The sequence below is a fragment of the Faecalibacterium sp. I4-3-84 genome (assembly GCF_023347255.1).
GTDB classification, from domain to species: Bacteria; Bacillota; Clostridia; order Oscillospirales; family Ruminococcaceae; genus Faecalibacterium; species Faecalibacterium taiwanense.
On record NZ_CP094466.1, the window covers coordinates 2,112,614 to 2,129,206 of the forward strand.

Genomic DNA, 16,593 nt, shown 5'->3' on the forward strand with positions numbered 1-16,593 from the left:
ACATTTATTTGTCCTCTTTTTCGACTTCTGAAATTTCTTTTGCAGTTGCCGTTACAATCCGTATGCCATTATCGCTCATATCATCAAGGAGAGCGTCGAGCTGCCGCCGCTTTGTATCTTTTTGGGTGGGCGTATCTAAAAGAAACTGGTCTACGGATATATTGTAACGAAGCATAAGCTCAAAAAAGATTTGCAGACTGGGGTGCTGTCCTTTGTTTTCGATATTTGCAAGATAGCGAGGAGAAATATACATTTCATCACTTACCTGTTTGCGGCTTTCTTTGCGCCCCGTCCGCGCAGCTTTTATAGCTTCTCCAAATGCCTTGAAGTCATATTTTTCTACCGGTCTTTTTGCCATATTTATTCACCCAGTTACATTTTACTGTTCCCCTTTCTCTTTGGATATGTCTATACAGTTCCACTAAATAGCCATAATAATTCATATTTATATACTTGCTATTGTTCGTGTGTCCGACTATAATTATTATGATAAGATTTTCAGAAAGGACGGGTGTTGTTATGGAATATATGTCTTGCCCCGAAGCAGCAAAGAAGTGGGGAATTTCTGAAAGGCGGGTACAGATACTTTGCAGGGAGAAACGCATACAGGGTGTTTCAAAACTTGGGTATATGTGGTTGATACCAAAAGACGCGGAAAAACCGATTGACGGTAGAACCAAACAAGGAAAGGAGCTATACCATGAATAAAGTTTTGATTATAGATGATGATAAGGAACTTTGTGCGCTGATTAAACGCAGCGTGCTATCAGAAGATATAGAAGCTGATTTTTGTAATACGGGAAAAGAGGGATTACAAAAATTAAAAGAGAGAGAATATCAACTTGTGATACTGGACGTTATGATGCCTGGTATGGACGGATTTGAAACATTGGAAGAAATTAGAAAAGAAAGCAGCCTGCCGATTTTGATGTTTACATCAAAAAATGACAGTGCTTCTAAAGTACGCGGTTTAAGGGCAGGAGCTGATGATTATTTGACAAAACCTTTTGACATGGACGAACTGATAGCCCGTATCGTTTCCCTTATACGCCGTTATACCCGTTTCAATCAACAGGACGGAATATCACAGCAACTTGAATTTGACGGGTTGAAAATTGATATTGAAAATCGTTCTGTTACTACGGAAAATGGAACTTTTGAATTGCCTCCAAAAGAATTTGACTTACTCTTATACTGCGCGAAAAATCAAGGGAAAATTCTGACAAAGCAACAGATTTATGAAGAAGTGTGGAGAGAGGAATATTTCTATGATGACAGCAACATTATGGCGATTATCAGCCGACTTCGCAAGAAATTAGAGGTAAATCCCGGAAGTCCAAAATATATTCAAACGATTAAAGGTATCGGTTATCGTTTTAACAAGGAGGTTTGATTTTCTATGGAAGCAGTCATTTTTCTATCCATAATAATTGCACTTTTCTCTATTCTTGTTTCCTGCTTTGCTATTCGACGTGTTAAAAAACAGATAGCCGAGATAACAGACGCATTGATTGATGTAAAAAACGGAAATGGAAACAGACGTATTTTATCTGCAACAAATGAACTGGTAGCCCCTCTTGCCTATGAAATAAATGAGATTGTTGTGTCTTATGAGAGCAGGCTTTCTACTGTCCGGCAGACAGAAGAAACAAACCGACAGCTTATGACAAGTCTTTCCCATGATGTTCGGACACCGCTTACAACGCTTATTGGGTATCTTGACGCTGCACATAAAGGAATTGTTACAGGAAAAGACAGGGACGACTATATCGAAACAGCCCGCCGCAAAGCTCACGATTTGAAAGAATATATTGATGTTCTTTTTGACTGGTTCAAATTAAATTCTAATGAGTTTGCTATGGATATAAATATTGTTGAAGCTGCGGAGCTGACACGAAATATCTTGATTGACTGGATACCCATATTTGAAGATAAGCAGATAGATTACAATATTGATATTCCCGAACAGCCTTTCCGGGTAAAACTTGATACGGACGGCTATATGCGGATATTGAACAATCTTATTCAGAATGTAATTTCTCACAGTCATGCGGATAAAATAGAAATAATCCTATCAAAGCAGGAAAAAAATATGCAAATCCGATTAGCAGATAATGGAATAGGGATTGAAAAAGAAGATTTGAAGCATATTTTTGAACGGCTCTATAAATGCGATAAGGGACGGTCTGAAAAAGGCAGCGGTCTTGGGCTTTCTATCGCACACCAACTTGTAGAAAAAATGAACGGCACAATAACAGCAAATAGCACACAGGGAACAGGAACGGAATTTACTTTGCTTTTTCCCTTAGCAAATTAAGGTTCTCCCGTTCTTTTGACGGGAGCCTTAATTATTTTTGGGACAATATTTCAAATTGCAAGGTTAATGCAAGGTTGCGGCAAGGTTAATGCAAGGTTGGTATGATAGAATAGTTTACAGAACAGGAGGTTTGAATATGGACAAAAATTATATCATTGAAACAAAAAATCTTACCAAACAGTACGGCTCACAAAAGAGTGTCGCTGACTTAAATATTCATGTGCAGAAAGGGAGAATTTACGGACTGCTTGGAAGAAACGGAGCCGGAAAAACGACCACTATGAAAATGCTACTTGGATTGACAAAGCCAACTTCCGGCGAAGTTAAAATATGGGGAAAGTCTTTGCAGGGGAATGAAAAGAAATTGTTGCCCCGTATCGGTAGTCTGATTGAGTCACCCGGTTTTTACCCTAATTTGACTGCTACGGAAAACTTACAAATTTTTGCTACCTTACGGGGCATACCCAACCGTCATTCAATTAAAAACACATTGGATTTGGTAGGATTGCCTTATAAAGACAAAAAACTGTTTTCCCAGTATTCTCTTGGTATGAAACAACGGCTTGCGATTGCACTTGCAGTTATGCACGACCCTGAACTTCTGATTTTAGATGAACCTATCAATGGGCTTGACCCGATTGGAATTGCAGAAGTACGTTCTTTTATTCGCGAGCTTTGCGATACAAAGGGAAAAACAATTTTAATTTCCAGTCATATCCTTTCGGAGATTTCTTTGCTAGCAGATGATATTGGAATTATCGACCATGGCGCACTATTGGAAGAAGAAAGTCTTGCGGAACTGGAACAAAAAAGCAGCAAACATATCCGATTTACTCTTTCTGATACCGCACAGGCAGCAAGAATTTTAGAGCGTACTTTCCATGAGAGTCATTTCTCTATACAGGACGACCACAATTTACGCTTGCATAATCTTGATTTGTCCGTAGGAAAAATCGTGACTGCTTTTGTAGAAAATGGATTGGAGGTATCAGAAGCCCATACTTGTGAAGAAAGTCTTGAAGATTACTTCAAGCGTGTGACAGGAGGCGAAGGAATTGCTTAAACTGATTAAGTGCGAATTTTGGAAATTAAAGCGAAAAAGACTGTTGTATGCACTGATGTCATTGTCGTTATTTTTTCCGTTGATTTTGGCATATATGGCAAAGGCGGGAACTGGTGCAGATACAACAGAACACTATCTTCAAACCCGATTTGATTATGTCTATACAATGATGTTGGGATATGGTTTAGTTTTTTTGCTTCCATGTCTAATTGGTATCATTGCCGCTATTTTGTTTTTTATAGAAAGAGATTGTGATACTTCCAAAAACCTTAGAACAATTCCAGTTACAAATACACAACTCATTATGGCAAAAATTTCTATGCTCTTTATTTTCAGCGTTGCATTTTGTCTGATAAGCACATTGTCTGTTGCGTTGTTTTGTAAATTGTTTCATGTAGGAATGGTTTACGGTATGACTTATAAGATATTTATGAGCCTTATTTTTGGAGTTCTTATCGTAGCAGCTTCTTTACCGATTGTATTTTTAATTATTTACTTTAACAAAAGTTTTTTACTTTCTATCCTGCTTGCTTTTTTTTATTCCATTTTTAACTGGGGCATACTGGGAACGATTGGGACATCTATAAGTGCTGCCAAAATTGCTTTCTTAAATTCTTTTCCGGTTATATGTGTTATGAACTGGACAAGCGGCTTAATGATGGATAATTTGCAAAAAGATAATCTTTTGCCGGAAGCCTATGCGATTGTACCAACTACTTTCCATACAATTTTTATTATGGCAATTACAGTTGTACTTTCTTTGTGGCTGATAATTCGCTTTTATAAAAAATGGACGAGGTAAAAGATATGAGAAATATAATAAAAACTGAATTTTTAAAATTAAAACGATATTCTGTAATAAAAGCCGGAATTATTATGACAACACTTTCTCCGTTGCTGTCACTGTTTTATTCCACAGCCAACGGTGGACCGACATGGACGTTTGACTATTTTATGCAACAGGTTATGATTAGTAATTGTACCTTATTTTTTCCGATTATTATTGCACTGATTGCAGGTTATATCATAACAAGGGAATATACAGACGATACTATGAAGAATATATTAACAATTCCTATTCCATATAAACAGTTACTTTCTGGAAAATTACTTATTCTATTGCTGTTGACAATCAGCTTTAGTCTTATAGGTTGTGTGATAGCATTAGTAATCAATATTATTGTCGGATTTCCGGGAGTTCATTTTGGCAATCTACTCAATATGTTTATTCGTGTTACTGGGGCGAATATAGGAATTTATATTTCAGTCTTGCCGATTATTCTGATATTCTGTTGTTCGGCAAATAATTTTTTGGGTGGAGTTGCACTAGCTTTTGTGTATGGATATTTTGGAACTTTTGAAGGAACACTGTTAAATTATTATCCGATTAAAGCAAGCATGATTTTAGTAGACCCTACTTGTGGTGCGGAATATGGTTATACTTATCACATTTTCCCCGCTTTCATTACAATAGTTTTGACTTTCTTGATTTCTATGATTATTCTTGCAAATAAAAAGAAAGAACCCGGTACATTGACTGTTGGTAAGAAGAAAAAAGCAGTTAGAAAAAAAGGTTGGTAAATACCAAAAAGATTGAACCGAAAATATGTATCATCTATTTAATAATTATGGAGGTAAAGATATGATGTATAGGACAGAATTATTAGAAGAAATTACTATTGAAAATGCGACAGTGAAAATCAATGCCAAAATAGAGGAAATGGAAAAGGAAAGCTATCGCCTTGTCACAATGTCATTTTGGGGAACCGAAAGGGCTGTATTGGTTTTCAAAAAAGGATTAAAGGGCAGTTTGCTTTAATATGTAGCTATCTAAATAGAAAATTACTCATTCTAAATTAACATCGGAGGTATAACTTATGGAAAAGGAAACAACAGGAACTGTAATTTCAGTTACAAAACAATGGTGGTTAAAAGTAAATCGTAAACCTGTCCGTACCCATGCTATGGATGGTGCAGCTTTTCCACATATTATCAAGGTCAAATACACGATAGGCGTCAAAGATTACACCTGCCAAAAATGGATTGGCGCAGGAAACAAAATTCCTGACAAGGGAACAACGATTAAAGTTATCTATTGTGAAGATAAACCATCAAAAGCAAGAATTGAACTCTGATTCAAATAGCTTGATATGGTAGGTTTTATTCGGTGTGGAGTAACAAGTTTTGGTAATTTGGATTCCTCACTACTGAAAAAATAGTGTCTTTTATGCACACTTCCTAATTCTACGCTACGACAGCAAAAGAAAAAAAGCCGTCGTAGCGCAGACATATTTTCACGCGCATTTGAAGCGGTGGCTTTAATTTTTAGAGCCGCCGCTTCTTTTTGTCTACTGCTAACATAAATTAGCGGCATTTAGGAGGGCTGCCGCTATGGGGATTTCTTTGTTGCTATACAGCATACATAGGTTACATTCATTAAAAAAAGTATAGCTCCCCCACCGGACAAGTCCGACTATACAGATGAACTATCAAATCAATTAAATACTGCTGTTATTTCCTATGCGTCGGTCTGCGCCTTGCAGATGGGCGCATTTTGCATTTTACAGAAGATTTTTCAAAGAAATTTTCGCTTTCGTCCGGCGTTTAAAAAAGTCGTCTGTATTATCCCGCGAAAAGGGGAGGTACTACCGCCTTTCGGCAGAAAGGAGGTGATTACATGGAACCTAATCGCAGAGAATTTCAGAAGCAATGTGTCTTTCAAAGTTTCTGTAAACGGGTGCTACACAACGAAGCCTGTAACGCCCATGATGAAATCCGGCGACGCAGGAAACGGGAAGTTTCTTTTTGTGACCTTGCCTTGCATGAGGAACGGCAGCTTTACACTACGGATAAATATTTTCAAGCTGAAACAGCCGAGCCGACTTATCAAATGGCAGGAAAAGAAATAACCCCGAAGTTATTGCTTGAAGCAATACGCACCCTGCCGGAAGAAAAGAGAACTGCTATACTTCTGTACTATTTCGAGGGCATGACTGACGTGGAAATCGGAAAAATGTTCAATACGTCGCGCAGCACGATACAGTACAGACGGACAAGCTCTTTTGAACTGTTAAAGAAATATTTGGAGGAACACGCTGATGAATGGAACGAATGGTAATCAAAACGACTACCCGGAAAATGCCCTTGTTCCCTATCCCGTTATTTTGGCGGCGAGCAAAGGCGACCCGGACGCTATGAAAATGGTCTTGCAGCATTTCAGCGGCTACATAGCAAGTCTTTCCATGCGGAAGCTCTACGACGAGCGCGGCAATGTCTATTATGGCGTTGACGAGGATATTCGGGAACGGCTGCAAGCAAGACTGATGAGGGCTATCCTCACTTTTCGGGCTGAATAACCTACGCGATATTGGAACGCTTCTTTCCCCTTTTCCGTTCCATACCGCAAGACAGCCCCCTGCTCTTTGATAAAGAAAGCGGCGCAATAGAACGGCGACGCAGCATAAGGCAAATCGGATACGTTCCTTTTGTGCCGAGCCATGCGGCGGGTACGCCATGACCTTTCTCTTAACAGAAAAGCGAGCGAGAAATACCACACCGTAAAGCAGGGATAGCAGCCTGCGGGCGATAACGCACAGAATACATAATGATACTTCCTTACAGCCATAGTCCGAGCGTTAGAAGCGTCGCAGGCAATGGGTAGGGCTTCGGCAGACCGCCGGAGGGGTGCAAGTCCCATGAGGTTACGCTAATAGCCGTCCGATTAAAGCCTATGTTACAGATTGATTTTTGACCCATTAAGAAAGGGGGACGACAAATTGAACAATAACGACGTGCCGATTTGGGAAAAGTACACTCTTACCATAGAAGAAGCAGCAAAATATTTCCGTATCGGAGAAAGCAAGCTGCGGAAACTGGCAGAAGAAAATCCCGTCCCGGACTGGGTAATGATGAACGGAAACCGTATTCAGATTAAGCGTAAGCAGTTTGAAAAAATGATTGATACGGTGGACGCAATCTAATAGTGAAATCGAGCCTTGAATGTGGTACAATGTAGTCAAGCATATCAAGGCTCTTTCCATTATGGAAAGGAGCATAACGATGTCGGAAAAAAGACGGGATAATAAAAATCGTATTCTCCGCACCGGAGAGAGCCAGAGAAAAGACGGGAGATATGCCTACAAATATATAGATACCTTTGGGAAACCGCAGTTTGTTTATTCTTGGAAGTTAGTGCCTACGGACAAAACCCCGGCAGGAAAGCGCGACGATATAGCGTTGAGGGAAAAAGAGAAAGAAATCCAAAAAGACCTTGACGACGGTATCGACCATATCGGAAAGAAAATGACGGTCTGCCAACTCTACGCAAAGCAGATACGCCACCGGGCAAATGTGCGGCATGGTACAAAGCAGGGGTGAAAACAGCTCATGCGGATTTTGCAGGAGGATAAACTTGGAGCCTGCCGGATTGAAAATGTGAAGCTCTCCGACGCAAAGGAATGGGCGTTACGCATGAAAGAAAAAGGTTACGGCTTCAAGACTATCAACAACCACAAGCGTTCCTTAAAGGCTGCCTTTTACACAGCCATACAGGACGATTGTATTCGTAAAAATCCATTTGACTTCCAGTTGAACACAGTCCTTGAAGATGATACGGAACCAAAGGAACCTCTATCCCCTACGCAGGAAGCGGCTTTTCTGTCCTTTGTACAGCATGATAAAGTCTATCAGAAATACTACGACGAGATTATCATACTGTTAGGGACAGGGCTTCGCATTTCGGAACTCTGCGGACTGACGGAAGCTGACATTGACTTAGACAAACAGCTTATCAATGTAGACCACCAACTTTTGAAGATTGCAGATGTGGGCTACTATGTGGAAACGCCTAAGACGAAAAGCGGCAACCGGGTTATTCCTATGAGTGAAAAAGTGTTGGAAGCATTTCAACGGGTGCTAAATAAACGGAAATATGTACAGCCTGTTATTTTAGAGGGCTACACAAAATTTCTGTTCCTTAACCGGAACGGCTTGCCAAAAGTGGCAGTCAACTATGAAAGTATGTTCCGGGGGCTTGTAAGGAAATACAACAAAACGCAAAAGGTCGCATTGCCAAAGGTAATGACACCGCACACCTTACGCCACACATTCTGCACCACGTTAGCAAATGCGGGAATGAACCCTAAAGCATTGCAATACATCATGGGACATTCCAACATCAATATGACGCTGAACTATTACGCACACACAACTTCCGAAACGTCAATAACCGAAATGAAGCGGCTGATTGCATAGTAGTAAATGGAGAATTTACTACTCCACATACTACTTTTGAACACAAAAACATACGGGGATATAAGAAGATTTGAGAGTATCTTCCACAATGAAAAATGCCGGAAAAGCCTGTAACAATAGGCTATACCGGCATATAAGAACTTTTGAAAAGATAGTCAAAAATTACTTTGTGATTTATTTTGAAAAACTATACGGGGTGATGAATGACGTAGAACGAAGAAGATTTATAGAAGCGCTGATTTCAGAAATACAAATCTTTCCGGAGCGCCAGCCCAATGGACAGTGGCTTAAATCAATCAAATTCAAGCTACCAATCATTGGGGAAAATATGGAATTAAGTTTGGACAATGATAAGCATGTTGAGGTCGTGTGTTCGATGGTTAGATTCAAAAAGCATTGATCTAATGTGAAGTAGGGTGAACCGTTTTATGTATTCTGTTACACAGCGTATAAAAATGATCCAGCAATATGAAGGAAAATAAGAAGACCTGTGCAGTCTGGTGAAAAATAACAACACAAATAGCACAGAGAAAAGGAGCATCCCATGAACGCAAATATCAATTATGATGAGATCCCGGATACCAGTGCCGTGCAGGAGGATCTGCTTGCGGCGCTGAGCAGCCAGCATGTGACCGTGCACACGAATGAGGAGCCGGACTTCGACTACATGGAAAACGGGGATGTGGCTTTTGTGGTCAAGAACCCGCACAATGGTGAGAATTTGCTCATTGAGATGTGCGGCGAGTTCTCGCTCTTCTTCGGCCTGTGGCATGGGCAGTACAAGGCCGTGGAGTACGACTACGACCGCATGAAGAAGGACATTGCAGCCATTCTGGCGGGCAATGCCGGTGCGCTGAGCCTGTATGCCGACGGCAGGTGGCAGGGCAGTGCCCTCTGCCCGGAGAAGGTGTCTGCCGATGCCGACATGGAAAAGCTGCTGGAACGCTGCTGGCAAAAGCAGGAGCCAAAGGAAAAACTGCTGGCACAGGGCGGCAGGGTGGAACTGCTTTATTGGGACCCGGCGGAAAATAAGAGCTTTATGATTCCGGCAAAGAACTGAATTATAACAAAAAGGACACACCACAACGGTGTGTCCTTTTTGTTATAGGATATGAAGCTTAAACCTTCTCGATGGTGATGCTCCAATCAGCGGTCATGGCCTCGTCCGGCTCCAGCACTTCGTGCTTGCCTTCCTCATTGACGCTGTTGGCCCAGCCGTTCCAGGGCTCCATGCACACAAAGCTCTCGGCATCCTGCTGCCACAGCACAGCGTGGTCGAAGCTGTCGTCGGCATCCACAGTCACCTTGTGGCCGTTGCCGCTGTCGGTGAGGGTCATGGGGAACTGCACGCCGGTCAGCAGGCGCACGCTGTTGTCAGCACCTTCCTTGCGGGTGAGGGTGATCTTTTCCGGGGCAGCGGGCTGCTCGCCCTTGGCGCTCTCGGAACAGGTGGCGCACTTGATATCGAAGTCCACATTCTCCAGCTTGGAAGCCTTGAAGTAGGGGTGGAAGCCAAAGCTGAAGGGCATGTTGGTGTCGCCCTCGTTGATCACGGTCATGTTGATGGCGGCAGTGTTGCCCTCGAGGTTATAGTTCATCAGCACGGTGAAATCGAAGGGATAGAGGAATTTGGTCAGCGGGGTGGACTCCAAAATCAGGGTCACGCCGTCCGGGCCGACGCTTTCCACATCCCATGCGCACAGGTCGGCAAAGCCGTGGTTCTCCATGGGGTATGCCTTGCCGTCAAAGATGTGCACGCCGTTATCCGGCAGGCCGCAGTTGGGGAACAGCACCGGCACGCCGAAGCGGGGGCGGTTGCACTCGGAAAAATTGGGGTGGCGGGTCCAGATATACTCCTCGCCGTTCAGGGAGAAGCCGGTGATCATGCCGCCGCGCTCCGGGGTGATGACCAGTTCGGTCTTTGCCTCAGCATCGGTGATAACGTACTGCTCATAGCAGGCACCGTTTTCGGTGACATAACGGGTGGTGATCTGATTCATAGTTCAGTCCTCCTTATGTTTCTGGTTCTGTGCCAGTTTTTCAAAATAATAATCAATGCCATAGCGGATGAGATATTTTATGATCCTTGCAATAACGGCCACGATAGCGGCAAAAATGCCGCCGTAAAGCAGAAACGCATAGATCATCATGCGAGTGGTCATAGCCATAAAAACACTTCCCTTCCGTTTTCATGCACAAAGAGGCTGCCGTACAGCCAAAGTGCCATACAGCAGCCTCGAAACGATTACAGAACGACGCCGTCCTTGAAGATGGAGATCTCGCGGAAGCCGTGCTTCTCGGCCTTGGTCTGCTCACCGCTTGCAACGCGGATGACCAGATCCAGCAGATCCTTTGCAGCCTCGTCGATGGTCTTTTCGCCATCGGCGATCACGCCGGTGTTGAAGTCGATCCAGCCGGATTTCTTCTGGGCCAGCGGGGTGTTGGTGGAGATCTTCAGGGTGGGAGCCGGGGCAGAGAACGGAGTGCCGCGGCCGGTGGAGAACAGGATCAGGTGTGCGCCTGCGGCGGTCATGGCCGTGGCAGAGACCAGATCGTTGCCGGGGCCGTACAGCATGTTCAGGCCCTTGGTGACAACGGGATCACCGTAGCCGATCACGTCCATGATGGGGGCGGTGCCGCCCTTCTGCACGCAGCCGCAGCTCTTGTCTTCCAGCGTGGTGATACCGCCCTGTTTGTTGCCCGGAGAGGGGTTATCGTAGACCACCTCGTTGTGGCTGATGAAGTAATCCTTGAAGCCGTTGATCATGTGCTCAGCCTTGACAAAGACGTCATGGTTGATGCAGCGATCCATCAGGAAGCCCTCGGCACCGAACATCTCGGGTACCTCGGTCAGCACGGTGGAACCGCCGCGCTGGCCCATCATGTCGGAGAAGCGGCCGATGGTGGGGTTGGCGGTGATGCCGGACAGGCCGTCCGAGCCGCCGCACTTCATGCCCACCACCAGATCGGACACGGGGATAGGCTCGCGCTTGAACTGCCCGGCATAGGCAGCCAGTTCCTTGAGGATATCGCGGGCAGCGGTGAACTCGTCGTCCACCTCCTGACAGGTCAGGAATTTCACACGGTCGTGGTCATACTCGCCCAGCTCTTCCACGAACTGATCGTGCTGCAGGTTCTCGCAGCCCAGATGCAGCACCAGAACGGCGGCAGCATTGGGGTGGCGCACCAGCGCAGCCAGCAGCTTGCGGGTCTGTGCATGGTCGTGGCCGGTCTGGCTGCAGCCGAAGGGATGGGTGAAGGTGTACAGGCCCTCGATGGAGCCGGTGACCAGATCCTGATTGTCGGCAACGATCTTCTTGGCGATGTCGTTGACGCAGCCCACGGTGGGGATGATCCAGATCTCATTGCGGATGGCGGCACGGCCGTCCTTGCGGCGGAAGCCCATAAAGGTCTCCGGCTCGACCTTGGGCAGGGGAGCTAGATCCGGGGCGGGGTTGTAGCTGTACTCTACCTCACCGGACAGGTTGGTGTGCACGTTGTGGGTGTGCATCCAGCTGCCGGGAGCGGCGTCAGCGGTGGCGTGGCCGATGGGGAAGCCGTACTTGATCACGTTCTCACCGTTCTTGATGGGCTTCACGGCCATCTTGTGGCCCTGCGGAATGTCCTCCAGAGCGGTCACGGCAAGGCCGTCCACTTCCACCAGCGTGCCCTTGGCAATGGGGTGCAGGGCAACGACCACGTTGTCGATGGGGCTGATATGAATTGCCTGCGGCATAGTTGTTCTCCTTATCGTATCGCACAAAAGGGCTGCTGCCCAAAGCAGCAGCCCTTTGTTGTGCGGGTAGGTTGGTTTTTCAGGCTTACAGGCAGCTCTTGTAAGCAGCCTCGGCACCCTGAGTGCGGATCATTTCCAGATCAGCCAGAACAGCGGCCTCGAGACCCTCGATCTTGGTCAGATCCTGATCCCACATCTGGGTGTTGGTCAGCACGGCGTGCACCAGCTGAGCAGCGGTGTCGTCCTTGTGTGCATAGTAGAAGTCCAGAGCCCATGCGTCATCCTGGATCTTGTAGGTGTTGCCGGCAGGACGCTTGCAGATCAGGCCGTCAGCGGTACGCTCCTGAATGTCGCTGGAATAGAAGGCAATGTAGGCTGCCAGAGACATGGTCAGGCACTTGGGCAGCTGCTTCTGCTCCTCGATGTAAGCCAGGAAGGAAGGCATGTTGCGGGCCTTCCACTTGGAGGTGGAGTTCAGGGAGATGCTCATCAGCTCATGGTTGACGAAGGGGTTGTTGAAGCGGTCCTCAACAGCGGAAGCAAACTCTTCCAGATCCTTCTTGTCCAGCGGCAGGGTGGGGATGATCTCCTCGTGCAGCATCTTGTTCATGAAGCCGCGGATGGTGTCGTTGTGCATGCAGTCACGCACGATGTCGAAGCCGGCCAGATATGCGCCCAGAACGAAGCCGGTGTGTGCACCGTTCAGGATGCGGACCTTGCGCTTCTTGTAGGGGGTAACATCAGGCACGACCATGACGTTGACACCGGCCTTCTTGAACGGCAGCTTGTCCTCCAGCTCAGCGGGGCCTTCGATGACCCACACGCCGAACACTTCGCCCACGTCCAGAGCGGCATCATGGTAGCCGTTGGCCTCTTCCATGGCAGCCAGTTCCTTGGGATCGCGGATGCGGCCCGGAACGATGCGGTCCACCAGAGTGGAGCAGAAGGTGTTTGCGTTGTTCATCCAGTCGATGAAGGCAGGCTCCAGATCCCAATCCTTGGCGTAGTTGTTGCAGCACTTCTGCAGCTCCTTGCCGTTGTTGTCGATCAGCTCGCAGGACAGGATGGTCAGACCCTTGTCAGCAGCGCCATTGAATGCCTTGTAGCGCTCGAACAGCACGCGGGTCAGCTTTGCGGGGAAGCTGTTGGGAGGAACCTGATCGAACTGGCTGTCACCCTGCGTGTAGGCGATGCCGGCTTCAGTGGTGTTGGAAACGATGGTCTCGAGATCCTCAGAGCGTGCCAGCTCCAGCACTTCGTCCCACTTGCCGTCGATGTAGGGGCACACACAGTCGGACACGCAGGAGATCACGCGCTTTGCATCGACCTTCTGGCCCTTCTCACTGCCGCGCAGGTACAGGGTGTACAGGCCTTCCTGCTCGTTGATCCAGTCTGCCATCTGGGGGAAGTTGCCAATGGGCTGCACCAGCTTGACCTTGCCGTTGTAGCCAGCCTTCTCGTTTGCAATATCGTAGAAATAGTCCACGAAGGCACGCAGGAAGTTGCCCTCGCCAAACTGCATGACCTTGACGGGTGCATCCTTCAGGATGTAGCCGTTATAGCCGGTGCCTTCCAGAACCTTGTAGTTCAAAGTTTCCATCTTGTTGATCTCCTTTATAAACTTGCTTTGCTCACCAGAAGGCCGCTTTGCCTGCCCTCTGTTCCTTACCCCTATTTTATGCTGTTGTATACAAATAAGTCAAGAGCTTTGTGCAATATTTTTAGCCCTAAGGTGACGATTTGGGGCATTTCCAGCGAAAAGCACAATTGTGTGCTGGAAAATTTGTCACTTTTTCAGTTGTATACATGCGCGTTTTCCGTTATACTAAAGGTAAGACAAACCTGCCCGTGCAGGCGGGTGTCCCGTTGTACACAAGGTTTGACGGATTTTTAACAAAAACCATCAGAGAAAAGGAGTTATCGACCCATGAAAGCATTTATGGATAAGGACTTCATGCTCCAGTCTCCCACTGCTCAGCATCTGTACCACGACTACGCTGCGGATATGCCTATCTGCGACTACCACTGCCACATCCCTCCCCGTGAGATCTACGAGAACCGCCGCTTTGAGAACATCGCTCAGGTATGGCTGGGCGGCCGCAACCCGGACGGCAGCTACTTTGGCGACCACTACAAGTGGCGTGTGATGCGTTCCAACGGTGTGCCTGAGGAGTACATCACCGGTGATAAGCCCGACCGCGAGCGCTTCCAGAAGTTTGCAGAGGCTCTGCCCATGGCCATCGGCAACCCGATGTACCACTGGACCAACCTCGAGCTGCATGTGTTCTTTGGCTACGAGGGCGTGCTGAACGGCGACACCGCTGAGGAAGTGTGGAACCTGTGCAACGACAAGCTGCAGCACGATCCCAAGCTGACTGTCCGCGGCCTGATCGAGCAGTCCAACGTGGCCTTCATCGGCACCACCGATGACCCCATCGATGATCTGTACTGGCACAAGAAGATCAAGGAAGATCCCACCATCAAGTTCACTGTGGCTCCTTCCTTCCGCCCCGATAAGGCCATCAACATCAACAAGCCCGGTTTTGCCGAGTACATGGGCAAGCTGGCCGCTGTTGTAGGCAAGGAAAAGCTGGCCTGCATCGACTGCGTCACCGACGCTCTGACCAAGCGCATCGAGTTCTTTGCCGAGATGGGCTGCCGCGCTTCGGACCACGGTCTGGATTACATCCCCTACCGTGAGGCCACCAAGGAAGAGGTCAATACCATCTACCAGAAGGTCGTGGCCGGCGAGAGCTGCACCGTGGAAGAGGCCGAAAAGTACCAGACCTACATCCTGATCCATCTGGGCAAGGAGTATCACCGCCTGAACATCGCCATGCAGCTGCACTTCAACTGCCTGCGCAATGTCAACCGCAAGCAGTATGCAAAGTTCGGCCCGGATACCGGCTTTGACATGATCAACACCGCTTCCTGCGGCGGCGAGATCGCAGCCCTGCTGAGCGCTCTGGACGAGACCAACGAGTGCCCCAAGACCATCATCTACAGCCTGAACCCGGCCGACAACGAGCAGATCGGCACCATTCTGGGCTGCTTCCAGAGCACCGAGGTGCCGGGCAAGATCCAGCACGGTTCTGCATGGTGGTTCAATGACCAGAAGATCGGCATGGAGAACCAGATGAAGAGTCTGGCAAATCTGGGCCTGCTGGGCAACTTCGTTGGCATGCTGACCGACAGCCGCAGCTTCCTGAGCTACACCCGCCACGATTACTTCCGCCGCATCCTGTGCAACCTGATCGGCCAGTGGGTCGAGGATGGCGAGTATCCCAACGACGAGAAGGCTCTGGAGAAGATCGTCAAGGGCATCTGCTTCGACAACGCAAAGCGCTACTTCAACCTGTAAGAGAAGCGCCTGAACCTGAATAAGGCATAACACAAAGCCCCCGGAACGTTTCACACCGTTCCGGGGGCTTTTGCTGTAAGCAGATAATGTTTACTTTACAAGGCTGCGCAGCACGACACGTGCAGTGGAAACGTCGGAACCAAGCAGGGTGTCGTAGGCGTTCAGGATGTCGCGGATGGCCTGCAGGTTGTCCTTGGTCAGAGTGTAGGTCTTGGTGGAGCCGTCCCTGCCGGTAAAGGTGGCGGTGACGCTCTTGGCGGCAAGCCACTCGTTCAGCCAGCTGGTGCTGTCGTCCATATCGAACAGCTCGTAATCAAACCAAGACTTGAGGTCGTTGTCGTAGCCGCCTGTGAACTGGTCGTCGCAGGTGAAGTCGTAGTAGTTATCCTCGGTCTCTACCCGAACAGATTTCATGTCCAGCTTTTTATTGCCGAAGTAGGTCATGCCCAGACTGAGATACACGGTGGGATCATCGTTGGTAACGAACAGGTAGGGGTACAGACCGCAGGAGGCCTTTTCCATGCTGGCCTCCTCGTAGGGAGAGTCGATCTGCCAGCCTTCGGCCTCGCTGTCATAGGTGACGGTGAGCTGGGACAGGGCAGAGCGCAGCTGCGCTTCCGACACCGCATTGGTCACAGAAAGCTCTGCCGGGGCAGGCTCGTCCGGAAGGGCGGGGCTCAGGGCAAAGGCGGAGATGCCGCCCATCAGGATGGCGGCGGTGCACAGGCAGGCGGCACCGCGCTTGAACAGTCCGGTCAGTTTCATAAGGATCTCCTTTCGCTTCACAGAAACGCTTTTTCTCTGTCCAGAGCATACCAGATTTTACGGCCTCTGACAAGCAAAACGGCATGAATCGCCCTTCA

Annotated in this window: 19 protein-coding genes and 1 pseudogene; 14 read left to right on the plus strand and 6 right to left on the minus strand. The window is 47.5% G+C overall.

From position 1 onward, the window contains the following. Positions 1 to 4: 4 nt before the first annotated feature. Positions 5 to 358, minus strand: a complete 354-nt coding sequence (locus MTP41_RS10330; RefSeq protein WP_016728880.1) for a helix-turn-helix domain-containing protein — start codon at positions 356 to 358, stop codon at positions 5 to 7. Between the two features lie 342 nt (positions 359 to 700). Here MTP41_RS10330 and MTP41_RS10340 point away from each other — a divergent pair, with 342 nt between their 5' ends. The 13 genes and pseudogenes from MTP41_RS10340 to MTP41_RS10400 all read left to right on the plus strand — a co-directional run bounded on the left by MTP41_RS10340 (position 701) and on the right by MTP41_RS10400 (position 9,693). After that, positions 701 to 1,393 (plus strand): response regulator transcription factor, encoded by a 693-nt coding sequence (locus tag MTP41_RS10340; RefSeq protein ID WP_021360404.1) that lies wholly within the window; start codon positions 701 to 703, stop codon positions 1,391 to 1,393. A 6-nt stretch (positions 1,394 to 1,399) separates the two neighbouring features. Further along, the gene (locus MTP41_RS10345; protein ID WP_069432109.1) at positions 1,400 to 2,317 is read left to right on the plus strand and encodes a sensor histidine kinase; all 918 of its coding nucleotides are present in this window, start codon (positions 1,400 to 1,402) and stop codon (positions 2,315 to 2,317) included. A gap of 136 nt (positions 2,318 to 2,453) precedes the next feature. Further along, positions 2,454 to 3,380, plus strand: a complete 927-nt coding sequence (locus MTP41_RS10350; protein WP_016728878.1) for an ABC transporter ATP-binding protein — start codon at positions 2,454 to 2,456, stop codon at positions 3,378 to 3,380. Beyond that, positions 3,373 to 4,182, plus strand: coding sequence for an ABC transporter permease (locus MTP41_RS10355; RefSeq protein WP_069432110.1), 810 nt, complete (start codon positions 3,373 to 3,375; stop codon positions 4,180 to 4,182). The genes MTP41_RS10350 and MTP41_RS10355 overlap by 8 nt, the downstream gene beginning before the upstream one ends. A gap of 5 nt (positions 4,183 to 4,187) precedes the next feature. Continuing rightward, on the plus strand, positions 4,188 to 4,961 hold the full coding sequence (locus MTP41_RS10360; RefSeq protein WP_016728876.1) for an ABC transporter permease: 774 nt from the start codon (positions 4,188 to 4,190) through the stop codon (positions 4,959 to 4,961). Between the two features lie 61 nt (positions 4,962 to 5,022). Continuing rightward, positions 5,023 to 5,199, plus strand: a complete 177-nt coding sequence (locus MTP41_RS10365; RefSeq protein WP_166460160.1) for a hypothetical protein — start codon at positions 5,023 to 5,025, stop codon at positions 5,197 to 5,199. A 58-nt stretch (positions 5,200 to 5,257) separates the two neighbouring features. After that, entirely contained in the window at positions 5,258 to 5,515 is a 258-nt protein-coding gene (locus tag MTP41_RS10370; protein ID WP_022621582.1) for a hypothetical protein, read from the plus strand. Between the two features lie 542 nt (positions 5,516 to 6,057). Then, positions 6,058 to 6,498 carry an RNA polymerase sigma factor gene (locus tag MTP41_RS10375; RefSeq protein ID WP_018112814.1) on the plus strand — a complete coding sequence of 147 codons (441 nt, stop codon included), beginning with the start codon at positions 6,058 to 6,060 and terminating at the stop codon, positions 6,496 to 6,498. Beyond that, entirely contained in the window at positions 6,479 to 6,736 is a 258-nt protein-coding gene (locus MTP41_RS10380) for a helix-turn-helix domain-containing protein (RefSeq protein WP_009905237.1), read from the plus strand. The genes MTP41_RS10375 and MTP41_RS10380 overlap by 20 nt, the downstream gene beginning before the upstream one ends. Before the next feature lie 420 nt (positions 6,737 to 7,156). Further along, positions 7,157 to 7,360, plus strand: a complete 204-nt coding sequence (locus MTP41_RS10385) for an excisionase (protein ID WP_009905235.1) — start codon at positions 7,157 to 7,159, stop codon at positions 7,358 to 7,360. Between the two features lie 79 nt (positions 7,361 to 7,439). Further along, positions 7,440 to 8,633 (plus strand): annotated as a pseudogene (locus tag MTP41_RS10390) (tyrosine-type recombinase/integrase). A gap of 88 nt (positions 8,634 to 8,721) precedes the next feature. Then, complete coding sequence (locus tag MTP41_RS10395) at positions 8,722 to 9,033, plus strand: hypothetical protein (RefSeq protein WP_442900297.1); 312 nt, start codon at positions 8,722 to 8,724, stop codon at positions 9,031 to 9,033. A 144-nt stretch (positions 9,034 to 9,177) separates the two neighbouring features. After that, positions 9,178 to 9,693 carry a hypothetical protein gene (locus MTP41_RS10400; RefSeq protein ID WP_249235476.1) on the plus strand — a complete coding sequence of 172 codons (516 nt, stop codon included), beginning with the start codon at positions 9,178 to 9,180 and terminating at the stop codon, positions 9,691 to 9,693. A 58-nt stretch (positions 9,694 to 9,751) separates the two neighbouring features. Here MTP41_RS10400 and MTP41_RS10405 read toward each other — a convergent pair whose 3' ends face one another. The 4 genes from MTP41_RS10405 to MTP41_RS10420 form a co-directional block, all read right to left on the minus strand. Then, positions 9,752 to 10,633 (minus strand): aldose epimerase family protein, encoded by an 882-nt coding sequence (locus MTP41_RS10405; protein ID WP_120120846.1) that lies wholly within the window; start codon positions 10,631 to 10,633, stop codon positions 9,752 to 9,754. A 3-nt stretch (positions 10,634 to 10,636) separates the two neighbouring features. Further along, positions 10,637 to 10,801, minus strand: a complete 165-nt coding sequence (locus tag MTP41_RS10410) for a hypothetical protein (protein WP_249235477.1) — start codon at positions 10,799 to 10,801, stop codon at positions 10,637 to 10,639. A 77-nt stretch (positions 10,802 to 10,878) separates the two neighbouring features. Next, the gene (locus MTP41_RS10415; protein WP_097777444.1) at positions 10,879 to 12,369 is read right to left on the minus strand and encodes a UxaA family hydrolase; all 1,491 of its coding nucleotides are present in this window, start codon (positions 12,367 to 12,369) and stop codon (positions 10,879 to 10,881) included. Positions 12,370 to 12,454: 85 nt separating this feature from the next. Further along, positions 12,455 to 13,969 (minus strand): tagaturonate reductase, encoded by a 1,515-nt coding sequence (locus MTP41_RS10420; protein ID WP_249235478.1) that lies wholly within the window; start codon positions 13,967 to 13,969, stop codon positions 12,455 to 12,457. A gap of 327 nt (positions 13,970 to 14,296) precedes the next feature. On the opposite strand from MTP41_RS10420, the gene uxaC reads away from it, so the two are divergent. Next, positions 14,297 to 15,730 (plus strand): glucuronate isomerase, encoded by a 1,434-nt coding sequence (gene uxaC / locus MTP41_RS10425; RefSeq protein ID WP_249235479.1) that lies wholly within the window; start codon positions 14,297 to 14,299, stop codon positions 15,728 to 15,730. 90 nt (positions 15,731 to 15,820) lie between these two features. Here uxaC and MTP41_RS10430 read toward each other — a convergent pair whose 3' ends face one another. After that, the gene (locus MTP41_RS10430; protein ID WP_249235480.1) at positions 15,821 to 16,495 is read right to left on the minus strand and encodes a hypothetical protein; all 675 of its coding nucleotides are present in this window, start codon (positions 16,493 to 16,495) and stop codon (positions 15,821 to 15,823) included. Between the last annotated feature and the right edge of the window lie 98 nt (positions 16,496 to 16,593).